This is a genomic window from Mesorhizobium sp. WSM4807 (assembly GCF_055811615.1).
Window position 1 is genome coordinate 85,849 of record NZ_JBVVQY010000011.1, and the last position, 16,157, is coordinate 102,005.

Annotated in this window: 17 protein-coding genes; 12 read left to right on the forward strand and 5 right to left on the reverse strand. The window is 63.2% G+C overall.

Annotated elements, in window-relative coordinates; translation table 11 throughout:
* Window positions 1-201: 201 nt before the first annotated feature.
* The 4 genes from rpoN to lptC all read right to left on the reverse strand — a co-directional run bounded on the left by rpoN (window position 202) and on the right by lptC (window position 4,049).
* Window positions 202-1,728 carry an RNA polymerase factor sigma-54 gene (gene rpoN, locus AC0L3N_RS16625; RefSeq protein ID WP_123151736.1) on the reverse strand — a complete coding sequence of 509 codons (1,527 nt, stop codon included), beginning with the start codon at window positions 1,726-1,728 and terminating at the stop codon, window positions 202-204.
* Window positions 1,729-1,919: 191 nt separating this feature from the next.
* Entirely contained in the window at window positions 1,920-2,738 is an 819-nt protein-coding gene (gene lptB, locus AC0L3N_RS16630) for an LPS export ABC transporter ATP-binding protein (protein ID WP_123151735.1), read from the reverse strand.
* Window positions 2,738-3,349, reverse strand: coding sequence for an LptA/OstA family protein (locus AC0L3N_RS16635; protein ID WP_473548628.1), 612 nt, complete (start codon window positions 3,347-3,349; stop codon window positions 2,738-2,740). The genes lptB and AC0L3N_RS16635 overlap by 1 nt, the downstream gene beginning before the upstream one ends.
* A complete protein-coding gene (gene lptC, locus AC0L3N_RS16640) occupies window positions 3,336-4,049 on the reverse strand; it encodes an LPS export ABC transporter periplasmic protein LptC (RefSeq protein ID WP_473548629.1) in 714 nt (237 codons plus the stop codon). Before lptC ends, AC0L3N_RS16635 begins: the two co-directional genes overlap by 14 nt.
* A gap of 320 nt (window positions 4,050-4,369) precedes the next feature.
* Between lptC and sppA the strand changes: the two genes are divergently transcribed.
* From sppA to olsB, 11 genes are all read left to right on the forward strand, one after another.
* Window positions 4,370-5,323: a signal peptide peptidase SppA gene (gene sppA / locus AC0L3N_RS16645; RefSeq protein WP_473548630.1), complete on the forward strand. Its 954-nt coding sequence runs from the start codon at window positions 4,370-4,372 to the stop codon at window positions 5,321-5,323.
* Window positions 5,324-5,393: 70 nt separating this feature from the next.
* Window positions 5,394-5,678 carry an integration host factor subunit beta gene (locus AC0L3N_RS16650; RefSeq protein ID WP_006200394.1) on the forward strand — a complete coding sequence of 95 codons (285 nt, stop codon included), beginning with the start codon at window positions 5,394-5,396 and terminating at the stop codon, window positions 5,676-5,678.
* 82 nt (window positions 5,679-5,760) lie between these two features.
* Window positions 5,761-6,093, forward strand: a complete 333-nt coding sequence (locus AC0L3N_RS16655; RefSeq protein WP_473548631.1) for a LapA family protein — start codon at window positions 5,761-5,763, stop codon at window positions 6,091-6,093.
* A gap of 135 nt (window positions 6,094-6,228) precedes the next feature.
* A complete protein-coding gene (gene lhpI, locus AC0L3N_RS16660; RefSeq protein WP_473548633.1) occupies window positions 6,229-7,209 on the forward strand; it encodes a bifunctional Delta(1)-pyrroline-2-carboxylate/Delta(1)-piperideine-2-carboxylate reductase in 981 nt (326 codons plus the stop codon).
* Window positions 7,210-7,354: 145 nt separating this feature from the next.
* Complete coding sequence (locus AC0L3N_RS16665) at window positions 7,355-7,834, forward strand: DUF1772 domain-containing protein (RefSeq protein WP_473548634.1); 480 nt, start codon at window positions 7,355-7,357, stop codon at window positions 7,832-7,834.
* Between the two features lie 89 nt (window positions 7,835-7,923).
* Window positions 7,924-8,970 carry an RsmD family RNA methyltransferase gene (locus AC0L3N_RS16670; protein WP_473548636.1) on the forward strand — a complete coding sequence of 349 codons (1,047 nt, stop codon included), beginning with the start codon at window positions 7,924-7,926 and terminating at the stop codon, window positions 8,968-8,970.
* On the forward strand, window positions 8,971-9,828 hold the full coding sequence (locus AC0L3N_RS16675) for a TrmH family RNA methyltransferase (RefSeq protein WP_123151729.1): 858 nt from the start codon (window positions 8,971-8,973) through the stop codon (window positions 9,826-9,828).
* An 8-nt stretch (window positions 9,829-9,836) separates the two neighbouring features.
* Window positions 9,837-10,337: a signal peptidase II gene (gene lspA / locus AC0L3N_RS16680; RefSeq protein ID WP_095496863.1), complete on the forward strand. Its 501-nt coding sequence runs from the start codon at window positions 9,837-9,839 to the stop codon at window positions 10,335-10,337.
* Between the two features lie 55 nt (window positions 10,338-10,392).
* Entirely contained in the window at window positions 10,393-11,382 is a 990-nt protein-coding gene (gene acuI / locus AC0L3N_RS16685) for an acrylyl-CoA reductase (NADPH) (protein WP_473488047.1), read from the forward strand.
* A 111-nt stretch (window positions 11,383-11,493) separates the two neighbouring features.
* Window positions 11,494-13,782 (forward strand): hybrid sensor histidine kinase/response regulator, encoded by a 2,289-nt coding sequence (locus AC0L3N_RS16690; protein WP_473548637.1) that lies wholly within the window; start codon window positions 11,494-11,496, stop codon window positions 13,780-13,782.
* Between the two features lie 176 nt (window positions 13,783-13,958).
* Window positions 13,959-14,834, forward strand: a complete 876-nt coding sequence (gene olsB / locus AC0L3N_RS16695) for a l-ornithine N(alpha)-acyltransferase (RefSeq protein ID WP_165848842.1) — start codon at window positions 13,959-13,961, stop codon at window positions 14,832-14,834.
* Window positions 14,835-14,979: 145 nt separating this feature from the next.
* Here olsB and grpE read toward each other — a convergent pair whose 3' ends face one another.
* Entirely contained in the window at window positions 14,980-15,615 is a 636-nt protein-coding gene (gene grpE, locus AC0L3N_RS16700; protein WP_123151724.1) for a nucleotide exchange factor GrpE, read from the reverse strand.
* A gap of 241 nt (window positions 15,616-15,856) precedes the next feature.
* Between grpE and AC0L3N_RS16705 the strand changes: the two genes are divergently transcribed.
* Window positions 15,857-16,090 carry a hypothetical protein gene (locus AC0L3N_RS16705; protein WP_123151785.1) on the forward strand — a complete coding sequence of 78 codons (234 nt, stop codon included), beginning with the start codon at window positions 15,857-15,859 and terminating at the stop codon, window positions 16,088-16,090.
* Window positions 16,091-16,157: the final 67 nt, after the last annotated feature.

Here is a 16,157-nt window from a genome sequence, read left to right on the forward strand (position 1 = left end):
AAGCTTTGCGGCGTCACTTGCGCCGATTTTAAATCCGAACTTTCCGGTTGATCACAAGCCGCCTTCTTTGACCGTCCCGTGGCCAACGTCGTGACGGACCATCCGCATGCGGGCAGTAGCCCGTCCCATGCGGGCGGGCTTCTAGCCACTTCATTGCGGCTTGTCAATGAAGCGCGAAAGCTGTGGAAATTCCGTCGGGGATCAACGTCCGGCGCTGGCCAAAGCGCGTTTTTCACGCCGCCGCTGCACCGACGAGGGAATATTCATGCCCTCCCGATACTTGGCGACCGTGCGCCTGGCGATATCGACGCCACTTTCCCGCAACATATCCACAATCGCGTCGTCGGAAAGCACGTCGGCCGGTTTCTCCTCGTCGATCAACTGCTTGATGCGGTCGCGCACCGCTTCAGACGAATGCGCATCGCCGCCACCCGACGAAGCGATCGAGGCGGTGAAGAAATAGCGCAGTTCGAACACGCCGCGCGGCGTCAGCATGTATTTGTTGGCGGTGACCCGGCTGACGGTCGATTCGTGCATGCCGATGGCGTCGGCCACCGTGCGCAGGTTGAGCGGCTTCAGGTGACGCACGCCATGGACGAGGAAGGCGTCCTGCTGGCGCACGATTTCTGAGGCAACCTTAAGGATGGTCTTCGCCCTCTGGTCGAGACTGCGCGTCAGCCAGTTGGCGTTTTGCAGGCATTCCGCCAGGAAATCCTTTTCCGTCTGGTTTTTCGCATGCGGTGAAACCTGGGCAAAATAGATATGGTCGACCAGCACGCGCGGCAGCGTTTCGGCATTGAGTTCGATCACCCAACTCCCGTCATTGGCCGCCCGCACTTCGACATCAGCGACGATCGCATCGCTGGCACCGCCCGAAAACGCCATCCCCGGGCGCGGATCGAGCGCACGTATCTCGGCCAGCATGTCGAGCAGATCCTCCTCGTCGACCCCACAGATCCGTTTCAGGGTCTGGAAATCGCGCCGCGCCAGGAGCTCGAGATTGGCGATCAAAGCCTTCATCGCCGGGTCGAGCCGGTCGCGGACGGCAAGCTGCAGCGACAGGCATTCGGCGAGGTCGCGGGCAAAGATGCCGGCGGGCTCGAATGTCTGGCAGACCTCGAGTGCATTCGTCACCGCCGCTCTGTCGGTGCCGAGACGAGCGGCGATCTCAGCCATGTCGGCGCGCATGTAGCCGGCCTCATCGAGGCCATCGGCCAGTTCGCTGGCGATCAGGCGTGCTGCCGGGTCGGCGAAGGCAAGCGCGACCTGTTCGCCGACATGCTCGCGCAGCGTGATGGCGGCGGCCGCCATGTCTCCGACCTCGAAGCCGTCCGACGAGGACGCGGAACCGTTGCCGGAGGCCGATTTCCATTGGGCCGTCAGGTCGGGACCGAGCCGCTCGCTGGTGCCGGGGTCGTCGGGAAACAGGTTTTCCAGCGAAGTATCGAGCTTTTCCGAGATCGCCTCGGCGCTCCACGCCGTTTCCTTCTCGAACCAGTCGCCGCCGGTGGCCGTTTCCGGCGCGGCATCGATCTTCTGCGCCTGATCGCTGACGGCATCGTCCTGCGGCTCGGCGCGATCGAGTAGAGGATTGCGCTCGATCTCGTCATCGATAAAGCGTTCCAGCTCGACGTGGGTGAACTGCAGCAGCCGGATCGACTGCATGAGTTGCGGCGTCATCACCAGCGACTGGGACTGTCGTAGCTGTAGTTTTGCCGCCAACGCCATGGTTCGGTTTTCAAACGCCCTGTCTACGCATCCGGACTGCCGGAAGGAGTTGGGCATAGAAACTGGCCCGGCTTTTGCTTGTCAAGGCGACAGCGATCAAAACTCGCCTGTCGGTGCGTTATTTGGAGGAGAAATCGGAGAAAAAGGCTCGTCTCGCGCCAAAAATCGCGCTTGGAGGGGAATTTTCCCGCTTAGAGTGTAAATCCCTCACCGAGATAAAGCCGCCGCACATCCGGGTTTGCGACCACTTCATCGGCCCGGCCATGGGTCAGCACCTGGCCGGCATGGATGATGTAGGCGCGGTCGATCAGGCCGAGCGTCTCGCGGACATTATGATCGGTGATGAGCACGCCGATGCCCCGCGCCGTCAGATGGCGCACGAGTTGCTGGATATCGGCGACGGCGATAGGATCGATGCCGGCGAAAGGTTCGTCGAGCAGCATGTATGCGGGGCGGGTCGCCAGTGCGCGCGCGATTTCAAGGCGGCGCCGCTCGCCGCCGGAAAGCGACAGCGACGGGGCCTTGCGCAAATGGCTGATGTGAAACTCCTCGAGCAGTTCGTCGAGACTGCGTTCGCGCTCCTTGCGGCTCTTTTCGACCACTTCGAGCACGGCACGGATGTTTTGCTCGACGCTCAAGCCGCGAAAGATCGACGCTTCCTGCGGAAGGTAGCCGATGCCGAGGCGGGCGCGGCGGTACATCGGCATCGAGGTGACATCGAAGCCGTCGATTTCGATCGTGCCTTCATCGACCGGCACAAGGCCGGTGACCATGTAGAAGCAGGTCGTCTTGCCGGCGCCGTTGGGACCGAGCAGCCCGACCGCCTCACCGGCGCGCACGCCGATCGTCACGCCGCTGACGACTTTGCGGCCCTTGTAGCTCTTGGTCAGGCCCTTGGCGATCAAGGTTCCCTTGAACTTTACCTGGTCGACGCTGACCGTGGCCGGTGCCGCAAGTTTGCTGGCGGCGCGTCCTGGAAGACGCGCCATCAGCGATGCTACGTCGACCATCAGGGGTTCGCCGCTCCCGACTTCGCCGGCGGCGTGATCGACATCATGACGCGGCCCCCGCAGGCGTCGACCTGGGCCAGGCCGCTCTTCATCTGCACGGTGAGCTTGCAGCCGACCAGTACATTGTCGCCTTGCGAAAGCACGACCTTGCTGCCTGAAAGCACCAGCACTTCCGTCTTCATGTCGAAGGTGCCGCTGTCGCCGGTGGCGACCTGGTCGTCCGATTTGATATAGACCTTGTTGGCGACCTCCAGACGGTCGATGTTGGCCGAGCCGGTCATCGCGGCACCTGCGTCCTGCGCTTCCTTGGCGTCAGCGTCGGCGTCCTTGACGTAATAGACCGTCATCTTGCCGGCCTTGAGCAAAGTCGGCCCCTGGACGACGCTTACATTTCCTGTGAACACGGCGACGCTTTCCGCCTGGCGGACCTCGAGCTTATCGCTTTCGATCTGGATGGGCTTGTCGCCGGACAGTTTGAGGCCCGACAACTGGCTGGTGGCCTTGGACTGCGCCAGAGCCGGCGTCGTCCCCAAGCTCAGCCCCAAAACCAGCCCAAGGGCCGGCAACGCCGAAGCTGCGGCCCCGAGCCGTGTCGAACTACTGAACCGCATTGGATTCTCCGCTCATTGCCTCTGCCGCTTTCAAGCTGGCGGGATCGATGTTGACACGCACTCTGTTCTCGAAAACCACGATCTTGCCGTTGTCCTGGATCGACATCGAATCTGCGGTGATCCGCGACCCGCCGCGGCTGACGTCGACCGGGTCGTTCGTCTTCATAGTGCCTTTGCCCATATCGAGAAAGACCGATTTGAACTTTGCCGCCAAGCCATCGGTGGTGGTTATGGTGACATCGCTGGTCAGGCTCATCGTGTTGCCGTCACGATTGTAGGTGCCGTGCGAGGCATTGATGGCCGCCACATTGTCAGTCGATATCGGCAGCTTGGCGTCGATGCCCTCCAGATTGATGATGCCTTGCTTGGTCACGTCCTGTATGGCGCGCAAGGCCGTCATGGAATAGGGCAGTTTCTGCTTGGTGAACCCGTTGAGCTTGGGATTGGCCATCACCAGCTTGCCATTGGCGAAGGCGCTGCCGTCGGCCTCGACCTGGATTGAGCCAGGCGCCGCGAGATAGGAATAGATCGGGAAGGCGACCGCGATCGCGGCAGCGGCCAGCGGCACCGCCAGCTTCAAGATCCGCACGCGGCGCGAATGGCGCTGGGCAATGCCGAAGGCGTCGACCCGCGCCGGGCCTACGTCCGGGGGAGCCAACTCCGTCTCGGTGTTGGTCGGTTCGATCGGTCGCGCTAACATAACTGCTTTCTTTTAAACCCCTGCCGCCAAGCACCCCTATAGGTGGGATGCCGGCGCCCTCAAGCAAGCACAAGCGGAGGAAAACCGCAAAAGTGTGACGGTTGCAGTTGTACAAACGAAAATGAAACCGGCACGACTTGCATCTCATACCAGATACAGGCGCACAGCGTTAGGGGCCTGTGGATTGGTCTTGATGTCTCTTGAAACGCCGGGTCGCGAACGTCGAAACCCTGTCTTTGGCGCAAGCTCGTCAGGAATCGGTAGCCGGGCGCGGATGGTTGCTTTAAAAGCATCTGCTTCCACCGACTATGAGGCTGACCATGGCACTGAGAGCCGACGACCTGATCGACCGCCGCCGCTTGCGCCGCAAGCTGACATTCTGGCGCGTTGCAGCGCTTGTTGTCGCGGCAGTCGGGCTGATTGCCTTTTCGAGCTGGATTTACGGTGACGACTTCACTGGCACGGCGGTCGACCATATCGCCAAGGTCAAGATCGAGGGCACCATTACCGAAGACGAAGACCTGATCAAACAACTGGATACCATCCGTCAATCCTCGAGGGTGAAAGCTGTGATCCTGTCGATCGATTCACCGGGCGGCACCACCGTCGGGGGCGAATCGATCTACGAGGCAGTGCGCAAGCTGGCCACCGAGAAGCCGGTGGTGGCCGAGGTCGGCACGCTGGCCGCATCGGCGGGCTACATGATCGCCACCGCGGCCGATCATATCGTCGCGCGCAAATCGTCGATCGTCGGCTCGATAGGCGTGCTGATCCAGTATCCGGACGTCAGCGGCCTTATGGACAGGCTCGGCATCAAGCTCGAGGAAGTGAAATCCTCACCGTTGAAAGCCTCGCCATCGCCTTTCAAGCCGACCAATGACGACGAGCGCACCATGGTCCGCAAGCTGATCCTGGACAGCTACGACTGGTTCGTCGGCGTCGTCGCCGAACGACGCAACATGACCAAGCCGGAGGCGCTGGCCCTGGCCGACGGATCGATCTTCACCGGCCGGCAGGCTGTTGCCAACAAATTGATCGACGCGGTCGGCGGCGAGACCGAAGCGATCGACTGGCTCGCGACAAAGGGCGTCGACGCCAAGCTCAAGGTGGTGGAGTGGAAGGACGCGGAAAGCGGCGGCTTCCTGTTCTCGAAAGCGATGGCGCGAACCATCGGCAGTACGCTCGGCCTGCCCGACTATGGCGGCGAGATCATTCACGAACTTGGTGCCGACCGCTTGTTTCTTGACGGTCTCGTTTCCGTCTGGCACCCTTGAGACGAGTGAAAAAAGCAAATAAAATCATCCTCATAATTTTGACCGCAGTGTTTTCACGGGGAGCCTTCTCATGATCAAATCCGAACTTGTGCAGATCATCGCCACACGCAACCCGCACCTTTTTCTGCGCGACGTCGAAAACATCGTCGGCGCGATTTTCGACGAGATCACCGACGCGCTTGCCGAAGGCAACCGGGTCGAGCTGCGCGGTTTCGGTGCTTTCTCGGTGAAAAACCGCCCCGCCCGCACCGGCCGCAATCCGCGCACCGGCGAATCCGTCGAGGTCGAGGAGAAATGGGTGCCGTTCTTCAAGACCGGCAAGGAATTACGTGAAAGGCTGAACGGCGGCAAATAGGCGCCGCGCGAGCTCTTGCGCCATGCCGGCCTTTTCAGTAGGGCGCGGCCGGCGGTCGAGCCCGTCTTCGACAGGAAATTCCATGTTCAATCGCTTCATGCTCGTCGTGGTCTTCGTGCCGCTGGCCGTCATCCTGATTGCGCTGGCGGTCGCCAATCGCGATCCGGTTGCCTTCACCCTGGATCCGTTCAACCCCGGCAATCCGACGCTGACGGTGACGCTGCCGCTTTTCATCTTTCTGTTCCTGGCTCTCGCCATCGGCATGGTCGTCGGCAGCCTGGCGACCTGGATCAAGCAGGGCCGATATCGCAGGCTGGCGCGCCAGCGCGGCGTCGAGGCCGAGAACCTGCGCCAGGCGGTCAACCGTGCGCCGGCTGCGCCACAAGGCCCGGCCTTGCCGAAGCCGACCAGCTGAGCCAACACAGCGCCGCACGTCCTTTGGGACGCACAAAGGACGCCGTACCATTTTGATTACGCATGATCTTTTCCGAAAATCGGTTCCGATTTCCGCGGTTATGCGTTAGGCGTATTTCTCTCCACGGAGTTTCCCATGCTGACTATTTCGGCGGCCGAGGTCGATCATGCGCTGACCTTTCCCGGCCTGGTCGAGACGCTGCGCGCGGCTTTTCGCGATGGCGCGATACAACCTGTCAGGCATCACCATACGCTCGAACGGCCCGACGGCGCGGCCTCGACGCTGCTCCTGATGCCGGCCTGGACCGACTTCAATGCGGCCGGCACGTCGGCAGGCGGCCATATCGGCGTCAAGATCGTCACGGTGTCGCCCGACAACAACACCTTAGGCAAACCCGCGGTGATGGGGCTTTACCTCCTGCTCGACGGCGCGACCGGCGAGCCTGAAGCCATGATCGACGGCCAGCGGTTGACGCAGTGGCGCACGGCCTGCGCCTCGGCGCTGGCCGCCTCCTATCTGGCCCGCGAGGACGCTGAGCGGCTGCTGGTGGTCGGCGCCGGCGCGCTGTCGCCGTTCCTCGCCAGGGCGCATTCAGCGGTGCGGCCGATCACCGCCATCCGCATCTGGAACCGCACGCCGGCCAATGCCGAAAAGGTTGCGGCGGAATTGCGCGCCGAGGGCTTTGCGGCCACCGCCGCGAGCGATCTCGACGCCGAACTCGGCCAGGCCGACATCGTTTCGTCGGCGACGATCACGACCACGCCGCTGATCAAGGGCGCGCTGTTGAAGCCGGGAACCCATGTCGATCTGGTCGGCGGTTTCACGCCGGCCATGCGCGAAAGCGACGACGATGCGATTGCGCGTGCCCGCGTCTATGTCGACACCTGGGCCGGCGCCACCAAGGAAGCGGGCGACATCGTCCAGTCGCTGGCCTCGGGCGTGCTGGAGGCGCAAGCCATCGTCGCCGACCTGCATGAATTGGCACGCGGCCAAAAGAAGGGCCGGCAGAGCCCAGGTGAGATCACGCTTTTCAAATCGGTCGGCGCAGCCCTCGAAGACCTCGCCGCCGGCATTGCGGTGTACAAGGCGCTGAAGAGTAGGGCAGTAGGGCATTAGGGCATTAGGGCATTAGGGCAAGCCGTACCAATCGTGCGGCTTCCTACAAGTCGTATTTTCCCTATTCACTTACTCCCTATTCCCCTACTGCCCTACTGCCTTCCGTGGGGGAACGTCACCGGCGTCACGCCGTTGTTCGGGCGTTATGGAGATACGCGGGTTCCTGTTCTGGTCCATCTTGGCCGCAGTCGTCGCGGCGTTCAGCCTTGGACCGTCCTTCGCCCATGTCCTGGAATCGGCTCCTCGGCTGACGAAGTGGTCGCCTTCGCTCTGGCGCGAGACGACTGTCTTCAACGCCCAGTTCCAGCTATTTGCCGTCATTGGCGCGCCACTCGACGTGGCCGCGATCGGCTGCCCGGGACTTCTCGCATGGATGCTGCGCACTGACCGTCCGGCGTTCTGGTACGCGTTGGCCGCTGCCGTGCTCTATGCGGTGTCTCTTGCGATGTGGTTTGCTCTCGTCAAGCCGGCGAGCGATATTCTGGCCACCTGGGTGCCTGGACCGATTCCGGAAAATTTCGAAGCGATCCGACTGCGCTGGGAAACCGGCCATATGATCGTCGCCGCCTTCAAGGCAGTCGGTTTCGTATCGGTTGCCGCCCTGCTTTGGATCAGGCGCGGCTGACCGTTTCGGAAATGTCCAGCGACCGCGTTTGTTGCACCGGTGAATGTGCTGTGGCAGAAGCGGGCCAAGTCGCCCCGGAGATGCTCTTCTTGAAACCTTTTCGCGACAAACGCCGCGACAGCCGCTCGCATCAGCTCGCAAAGGGCGGGGCGGAACAGGTGCAGCGCGGGACCGGCACAGCATCGGGCAACCGCACCGAGCCGAAAGCCGCGCCGCGCGTCCTTTCCCGCCGCGACGGCGCCCTGCCCGCCGAACACCTGCCGCTGATCCTCGAAGTGGCGCCCAACGCCGATTATGCGCTGCTCGACAGCGGCGCCGGTCAAAAGCTCGAGCAGTACGGGCCCTATCGCATCGTCCGGCCCGAAGGCCAGGCGATCTGGCAAAAAGCGTTGCTGGCCAAAGACTGGGACCGCGCCGACGCCATTTTCACCGGCGACACCGACGAGGAAGGCATCGGCCGCTGGCGCTTCCCCAAGACGCCGCTCGGCGAGACCTGGCCGATGAAGCATGACGGAATCGACTATCTCGGCCGCTTCACCTCGTTTCGCCATGTCGGCGTCTTCCCCGAGCAGGCCTCGCACTGGGACCACATGGCCGGGCTGATCGCGGCGACGAAGCGACCGGTCAAGGTGCTGAATCTGTTCGGCTATACCGGCCTTGCCTCGCTGGTGGCGGCGCGCGCCGGCGCCGAGGTCACCCATGTCGATGCGTCCAAGAAGGCGATCGGCTGGGCCAGGGAGAACCAGGAGATGGCGGGCCTGTCGCAAAAGCCGATCCGCTGGATCATCGACGACGCCATGAAATTCGCCGAGCGCGAGGAGCGCCGAGGCAGCCGCTACGACATCATCCTGTTCGATCCGCCCGCCTATGGCCGTGGCCCCAAGGGCGAGGTCTGGCAATTGTTCGAGGACCTGCCTGATCTGACCGACCTCTGCCGCTCGATCCTGACGCCGAAGCCGCTCGCTGTCGTGCTGACCGCCTATTCGATCCGCGCCTCCTTCTTCGCCATCCATGCCTTGATGCGCGACACATTTGCCGGCATGGGCGGCACGGTCGAATCGGGCGAACTGATCATCCGCGAGAAATCCGCCGGCCGGGCGCTGTCTACGTCGCTGTTCTCACGCTGGGTGGCCTGAATGAGCGAGCGGCACGCCGGCGCGCCAGGGCAGGTGAAGGAAGTGACCAGCCTCGCCAATCCGTTGATCAAGGACATCAAGGCGCTCTCCCTGAAGAAATTCCGCGACCAGCAGAACGCCTTTATGGCCGAGGGGCTGAAGCTGGTCATCGACGCGCTCGACCTCGGCTGGTCGATCCGGACGCTGGTCTTCGCCAAGGCCGGACGCGGCAATGCTGCAGTCGAAAAGGTCGCGGCGCGCACGGTTGCCGCCGGCGGCACCGTGCTCGAAGTTTCGGAAAAAGTGCTTGTCGCCATCACCCGCCGCGATAACCCGCAAATGGTGGTCGGCGTCTTTTCGCAGAAATTCCTGCCGCTGAAGGACATCCGCGCTCGAGACGGCGACGTCTGGGTGGCGCTCGACCGCGTGCGCGACCCCGGCAATCTCGGCACCGTCATCCGCACCGTCGATGCCGTTGGCGCCAAGGGCATCATCCTGGTCGGCGAGACCACCGATCCTTTTTCCGTCGAGACCGTGCGCGCCACGATGGGCTCGATCTTCGCGGTGCCGGTCGCCAAGGCGACGCCGGAAACCTTCCTTGCGTGGCGAAAAGGCTTTCCTGGCCTCGTTGCCGGCACACATCTGAAGGGTGCGGTCGATTACCGCTCGGTCGACTTTTCCAAAGGCCCGGTGCTGCTGATGATGGGCAACGAGCAGCAGGGCCTGCCCGAAAGCATGGCCGAAAGCTGTGACAGATTGCTGCGGATTCCGCAGGCCGGCCGCGCCGATTCGCTCAATCTCGCGGTGGCCACCGGCATCATGCTGTTCGAGATCCGGCGCGGCGCGCTGAAACTTGCCCCGGAGGACGCCAAACCGTGACATCCCAAATGGTCAAATCCCCAACGGCAAAATCATGGTTCCCCTACGCCCTGCTGGTCGCCGCCGCGATAGCGCTCGACCAGTGGGTGAAATACCTGGTCGAGACCGGCCTCGCCTTCCAGGAAAAGGTCGATCTTGTGCCGTTCCTGGCGCTGTATCGCACCTACAACACCGGCATCGCCTTCTCGATGTTTTCGTCCTTCGGCGACACCGGCCTGGTGGTCATCGCCGCTTTCGTCGTCGCTTTCGTGCTCTATCTCGCGGCCCGCACCCCGCCCGGCCACGTGCTTACCCGCATCGGTTTTGCGCTGATCGTCGGCGGCGCGCTCGGCAATCTGTTCGACCGCGTTACCTATGGTCACGTGATCGACTACATCCTGTTCCACACCCCGGTATGGTCCTTTGCCATCTTCAACCTCGCCGACGCCTTCATCGCGGTCGGCGCGGTGGTGGTCGTCTTCGACGAACTCATCGGTTGGCGGCGCGAGGCCAAGCCCTCAAGCGATTGACCTGGCCTTCTGCCGCCATACAGTGGCCATTCGAGAAGCCCGAGGAGAAGAAGACATGTCCGAAACCTTCAAAGCCATCCTCGTTTCGCGCGACGCCGAGAAGAAACAGTCGGTCGCGGTGACTGACCTCACCGAGGCCGACCTGATGGAAGGCGATGTCACCGTCGCCGTCGAGGCGACGACGGTGAACTACAAGGACGGCCTCGCCATATCAGGCATGGCGCCGGTGATCCGCCGCTGGCCGCTGGTGCCGGGCATTGACTTCGCCGGCACCGTCGTCTCGTCTTCCCATGCCGACTGGCGCAAGGGGGACAAGGTCATATTGAACGGCTGGGGCGTCGGCGAGACGCATTTTGGCGCCTATGCCGAGCGTGCCCGTGTCAACGGCGACTGGCTGGTGCAGCTGCCTCAGGGCATGAGCCCGCATGATGCCATGGCGATCGGCACCGCCGGCTACACCGCCATGCTTTGCGTCATCGCGCTGGAACGGCACGGCATCGTGCCCGATCGCGGCCCGGTGGTGGTGACGGGCGCGGCCGGCGGCGTCGGCTCGGTCGCGGTCTCGATCCTGTCCAGCCTCGGCTATCATGTCATCGCCTCGACCGGCCGCAGCGCTGAAAGCCCCTATCTGATCGACCTGGGTGCTGCGGAAGTAATTTCGCGCGACGAGCTTGCCCAGCCTGCAAAGCCGCTCGCCAAGGAACGCTGGGCCGGCGGCGTCGATGCGGTCGGCAGTCACACGCTGGCCAACGTCCTTTCGATGACCTCCTATGGCGGCGCCGTCGCCGCCTGCGGCCTGGCAGGCGGCATGGATCTGCCGGCGAGCGTCGCCCCGTTCATCCTGCGCGGCGTTTGTCTGCTCGGCATCGATTCGGTGATGGCGCCAAAAGCGGTCCGCCTGGAGGCGTGGCGCCGCATCGGCACGGACCTCGATCTCCAGAAGCTCGCCAGCCTATCCACGACCATTGGCTTTGACGGCATCATCGACGCCGCGCACGACATCGTCGAGGGCAAGATCCGTGGCCGCGTGGTGGTGGATATGTGAGTTCTGTCGTCTGCCGTTTTGCGCGAAAGGAAGGCAAAAAAACCGCGCGACCGATAAAATTCGAACGATCGGCCGCAATTTTCCATAATCTCTGTCTGGCAAGGTTTCCGCATGGTCACGGAATCCGGCATCAGAGAAACGGAGAGCGCCGAAAGCGTCGACGAGATCGGCCCGGAGGCGCCAAGACGGCAGCATATCGCAGCGCCGCCACTGGCGCCCGAGCTGCCCGCCGCCAATCGCGAAGGCCTGCCGTTCCTGACGCTCGTCGCCATAGTCGTGCTGGCAGGTCTGTCGCATCTGACCGGAGCGCCGGTCTTCATCACTTTCGGCCTTTTGGCGACTGGCATGGCCGGTCTCGCCGTGCATCTGCGTGCCAGTCGCAAGGAGCGTCGTACGGTTGCCCTCCTTGGCGAGACCGCAGCTCGCAGCCGCGCCGAGGTCGAGACCCTGGCCGACCGCATGTGGGAGATGCAGGAGAGCGAGGAACGCTTTCGCGGGCTGATCGACGCGCTTGGCGATCTCGTCGTCCACCGCGACCGTGACGGCCACATCGTCTATGCCAACAAGGTTTTCGCCGATCTTGTCGGAGCCGATCAGCGCGACCTTGCCGGCAGGACCCTTGCCGAACTCGGCATCGACGTCGGCATTGTTCCCGATGCCGCTTTTTCCGACCACGAATGCCTGAGTTCCACCGACGTCGCCATTCGCACGCCGGCTGGCCCGCGCTGGTTCTCATGGATCGAACTGTCCGTGCGCGACAAGGAGAACGGCGGCGCCTCGCATCGCGCCATCGCCCGCGACATCACCGCCCGCAAGCACGCCGAATCGTCGCTGATCACCGCCCGTGAGCGAGCCGAATATGCAAGCCAGGCCAAATCGCGCTTCCTCGCCACCGTCAGCCACGAGATCCGCACGCCGATGAACGGCATCATCGGCATGGCCAGGCTGCTGGCGGACACCAATCTCTCGCCCGAACAACGGACCTATGTCGGCGCCGTCTCGACCTCGGCCAGCGCACTGCTGGCGCTGATCGAGGATCTGCTCGACTATTCGAAGATCGAGGCCGGCCGCTTCGATCCCGAACCGCAGCCAATGTCGGTGCGCGAGATCGCCGACAACGTCGTCGAACTCTTGGCTGCGCGCGCCTTCGCCAAGAATATCGGCCTTGGCTGCCATGTCGAACCCGACGTGCCGCAGATGATATCAGCCGATCCGGGAAGGGTCCGGCAGGTGCTGCTCAACCTGATCGGCAACGCGATCAAGTTCACCGACAGCGGCGGCGTTTTGGTGAGCATCGCTCGTACCCGCACCGAAACCACCGACCGCATATGCTTCACCGTCGCCGACACCGGTCCCGGCCTGCACGAGGACGACATGGAGCGCATCTTCGAGGAATTCGAACAGGCTGATGGCACGTCGACCCGCGCGCATGGCGGCGCCGGGCTCGGTCTTGCCATCTCCAGGCGCCTCGTGATCGCCATGGGCGGCACGATTTCGGTATCGAGCCGGCTCAGCCAAGGCTCCGAGTTCGTCTTCGAAATCCCTGCAATATCGGCCACCGAGCCGCCGCAGACCCGCCTGAATGCGCTGTCAGGACGGCGCGCGGTGATCCTGTCGAAGAACGCCATCGAGGCCGACGCCATCGCCCGCACCATCCGTGCCAATGGCGGCATGGTCGATCTGGCCGCGACCGCCTCCCAGGCAGCGTCCTTCGCAGAAGGCTGCGACGTGCTTCTGGTCGATGCGGCCATGGAGGAGGGCGACGGCAAGTTGCTCAAACGCCTTCGCCAGAGCGGCTTTGCCGATTGCGAGGCGATCACGCTGATCGCGCCTACCGACCGGGGCATGCTGGGCGAGTTCCGCGCCAGCGGCTACGCCACCTTCCTGGCAAGGCCGGTGCGCGGCGAGACGTTGCTGCGCGTGCTTTTGACCAGCAGCGTGCCCGCCCTCACCCTGCCACAGCTGGAAAAGCCCGGCGCACCATCCGTCCGTGCCATTGGCGGCCGCAGGCAGGGGCTGTCCGTGCTGATCGCCGAGGATAACGACATCAACGCCATGCTTGCTCGTGCCACTCTGCTGAAGGCCGGGCATCGCGTGAAAGTGGTCGGCAACGGCAAGGCCGCCGTCGAGGCCGTCACTGGGACCGGTCAGAAGCACCGCTTCGACGTGGTGCTGATGGACCTGCACATGCCTGTCATGGACGGGCTGGACGCCATCGCCGCCATCCGCCGGCACGAGGAGGAAACCGCCGTGCCGCCGGTTCCAATCATGGTGCTTTCGGCGGACAGCCAGGAAACGACGCGCCACGCGGTGCTTGCCCATGGCGCCAGCGGCTTCGTCACCAAGCCGCTCGACCCCGACGCGCTTGTCCATGCGATCGAGGGCCAGGTGGCCGCCTGATCCGCCGGCTGTCCTTCCTGGCTTCCCTGCGTAACATAGCCGGTTGAAGGATTACCCAGCCGACGAAGTATTGCCCGTAGCACCGTATCACGGTACTGTCACAATCCTGTTGCACCTACACCGTATCCCCGTGCCAAGAGGGATGGCTCGAAGGAGAATCACTCGTGCATACAGTTATGCCGGAACGTGACGCTCGGCCGAACGCCAGTGGTGCTTTGCTCACCGGGCGGAACGTCGATGCCGTCATAAAAGGCGAAGCGCTCGGCCGAATCGGCAACCTCGAAGTGCGGCTCGCCCGCAACGAGGCCGAGATCGCCGCCGCGCAGGAAGTGCGCTACCGGGTGTTCTATGACGAGCTTGGTGCCAGGAAGAACCTGTTCCAGGTGCAGGACCGCCGCGACGCCGACCATTTCGATCCGCTTTGTGATCATTTGCTCGTCTTCGATACCTCGCTGTCCGGTCCCGAGCATCGCCGCATTGTCGGTACCTACCGCCTGCTGCGGCAGGAAATCGCGGCAGCGGCCGGCGGCTTCTATTCCGAGGGCGAATTCGAACTGACCAATCTTATCGCCCGCCATCCCGGCCAGCGTTTCCTCGAGCTCGGCCGCTCCTGCGTCTTGCCGGAATACCGCTCGAAGCGCACCATCGAGGCGCTCTGGCAAGGTATTTGGGCCTATATCAACCATTACGGGATCGGCGTGATGACCGGTTGCGCTTCGTTCCACGGCACCGTGCCGGCGGCGCACGCCGAAGCGCTGACCTATCTCGCCCATCACTGCCGGACGAATTCGGCCTGGGACGTGCGTGCGGTCGCCGGGCGCTACTGTTCCATGGATTTGATGCCGATCGAGGCGGTCAATGCCAAGGCCGCGATCGCGGCGATGCCGCCGCTGGTCAAGGGCTATCTGCGCGTCGGCGCGCGCATCGGCGACGGCTGCGTCATCGACCGCGAATTCTCGACGGTCGACGTGTTCGTCGTGATGCCGGTCCAGGAGATCGGCGCCCGCTACGTCAATTATTATGGCGGGGAAGCCCAGCGTTTCGCCGCCTGAGTAGGGCAGTAGCGGAATAAGGCAGTAGGGGAGTAGGGGAGTAGGGGGGAGCAGGCCAACGGCCGGAGTAGGCAATTGCTCTACTTTATCGTAGGTGGCGTTATTCCCTACTCCCGTACTGCCCTATTCCCCCTACTCCCCTAACTTACGCATCCTTCTCAGCTTGCTCATTCACCGGCCCTGGCTCGACCGGCGCTTCACCAGCCACATGCTTGGGACCGCCTTTGGCAACGCCGACCATGGCCGGCCGCAACACCCGCTCGCCGATCGAATAGCCTGGCTGCACGACCTGGACCACGGTGTTGGCCGGCACCTCCGGATTGGGCACCTCGAACATCGCCTGGTGGAAATTCGGGTCGAATTTCTCGCCTTCCGGCTCGAGCTTCTTCACCCCGTGCCGCTCCAGCGCCGATAGCATGGCGCGCTCGGTGAGCTCGACGCCCTCGATCAGCGCCTTGAAGCCGGCATCGCCCGACGCCTTGGTTTCAGCCGGGATCGCATCCAGCGCGCGGCGCAGATTGTCCGATACCGACAGCATGTCACGGGCGAAATTGGCAACCGCATAGGCACGCGCGTCGTGCACGTCACGGGCGGTACGGCGGCGCAGATTCTCCATCTCGGCCGCGACACGGAGTGCGCGGTCCTTCAGCTCGTCGTTTTCCTTCAACAGCCGCACAAGCGCTTCATAGTCGCCGTCGACGCTGCCTTCCGAGCGCTCGGCGGCGGCCTCAGCCGCTTCGATATCCTCGGGCGCGCGTTCGTCTTTTGCCTGGTCGCTCATCGCCGTTTCCCGTCTTTTCGAATGATGTGGATTTTGTGCCCGATATCGAGGTTTGGCGGCCAAAAATCAAGGGGCAAGCGATACTGGAGCGGCCGCTCGCGCTTCGACGACGCACCATGAAGACCTTTCGATATTAATTCAAATTTTACTGTAAGCGCCGGCTTTGCTTGCCAAGATGCTGCGATGGGGGAACCATTCGTCTGCTGGAAGAGTTTCGAAGCCGACACAGGATTTTGAGATAATGACCCGCAACGATGGCGACTGTAACAAGAATGGCGCCCGCAACAATGACGAAAGACGTGAAAGGCTCGCGGCCGGCATCAGGCGCCAGTTCGGCACCGAGGCAACGATGCACTTTCTGCGCGCGTTGCCGGCGTTCCGGACGGAGAACGACATTCCCGATCGTTTCAAGGAATTGCTTGACCGCCTGGACGGCATCGAAAGCAGCGTAGCCGCCGGTGGCAGACGGCGATAGACCAACACATTCGCCTGTCGTTGCGTGCCGCCGGAGTCCAAGCATGCCCTTCGACATTGCAGCACCT

What these genes read in the sequence shown, in the direction of transcription:
- lptC (WP_473548629.1), bottom strand. Translation starts at nt 4,049, where the DNA reads ATGTTAGCGCGACCGATCGAACCGACCAACACCGAGACGGAGTTGGCT.
- AC0L3N_RS16690 (WP_473548637.1), top strand. Translation starts at nt 11,494, where the DNA reads ATGGTCACGGAATCCGGCATCAGAGAAACGGAGAGCGCCGAAAGCGTC.
- lhpI (WP_473548633.1), top strand. Translation starts at nt 6,229, where the DNA reads ATGCTGACTATTTCGGCGGCCGAGGTCGATCATGCGCTGACCTTTCCC.
- olsB (WP_165848842.1), top strand. Translation starts at nt 13,959, where the DNA reads ATGCCGGAACGTGACGCTCGGCCGAACGCCAGTGGTGCTTTGCTCACC.
- AC0L3N_RS16675 (WP_123151729.1), top strand. Translation starts at nt 8,971, where the DNA reads ATGAGCGAGCGGCACGCCGGCGCGCCAGGGCAGGTGAAGGAAGTGACC.
- AC0L3N_RS16650 (WP_006200394.1), top strand. Translation starts at nt 5,394, where the DNA reads ATGATCAAATCCGAACTTGTGCAGATCATCGCCACACGCAACCCGCAC.
- AC0L3N_RS16635 (WP_473548628.1), bottom strand. Translation starts at nt 3,349, where the DNA reads ATGCGGTTCAGTAGTTCGACACGGCTCGGGGCCGCAGCTTCGGCGTTG.
- lspA (WP_095496863.1), top strand. Translation starts at nt 9,837, where the DNA reads ATGGTCAAATCCCCAACGGCAAAATCATGGTTCCCCTACGCCCTGCTG.
- grpE (WP_123151724.1), bottom strand. Translation starts at nt 15,615, where the DNA reads ATGAGCGACCAGGCAAAAGACGAACGCGCGCCCGAGGATATCGAAGCG.
- AC0L3N_RS16665 (WP_473548634.1), top strand. Translation starts at nt 7,355, where the DNA reads ATGGAGATACGCGGGTTCCTGTTCTGGTCCATCTTGGCCGCAGTCGTC.
- AC0L3N_RS16655 (WP_473548631.1), top strand. Translation starts at nt 5,761, where the DNA reads ATGTTCAATCGCTTCATGCTCGTCGTGGTCTTCGTGCCGCTGGCCGTC.
- lptB (WP_123151735.1), bottom strand. Translation starts at nt 2,738, where the DNA reads ATGGTCGACGTAGCATCGCTGATGGCGCGTCTTCCAGGACGCGCCGCC.
- rpoN (WP_123151736.1), bottom strand. Translation starts at nt 1,728, where the DNA reads ATGGCGTTGGCGGCAAAACTACAGCTACGACAGTCCCAGTCGCTGGTG.
- sppA (WP_473548630.1), top strand. Translation starts at nt 4,370, where the DNA reads ATGGCACTGAGAGCCGACGACCTGATCGACCGCCGCCGCTTGCGCCGC.
- acuI (WP_473488047.1), top strand. Translation starts at nt 10,393, where the DNA reads ATGTCCGAAACCTTCAAAGCCATCCTCGTTTCGCGCGACGCCGAGAAG.
- AC0L3N_RS16705 (WP_123151785.1), top strand. Translation starts at nt 15,857, where the DNA reads ATGACCCGCAACGATGGCGACTGTAACAAGAATGGCGCCCGCAACAAT.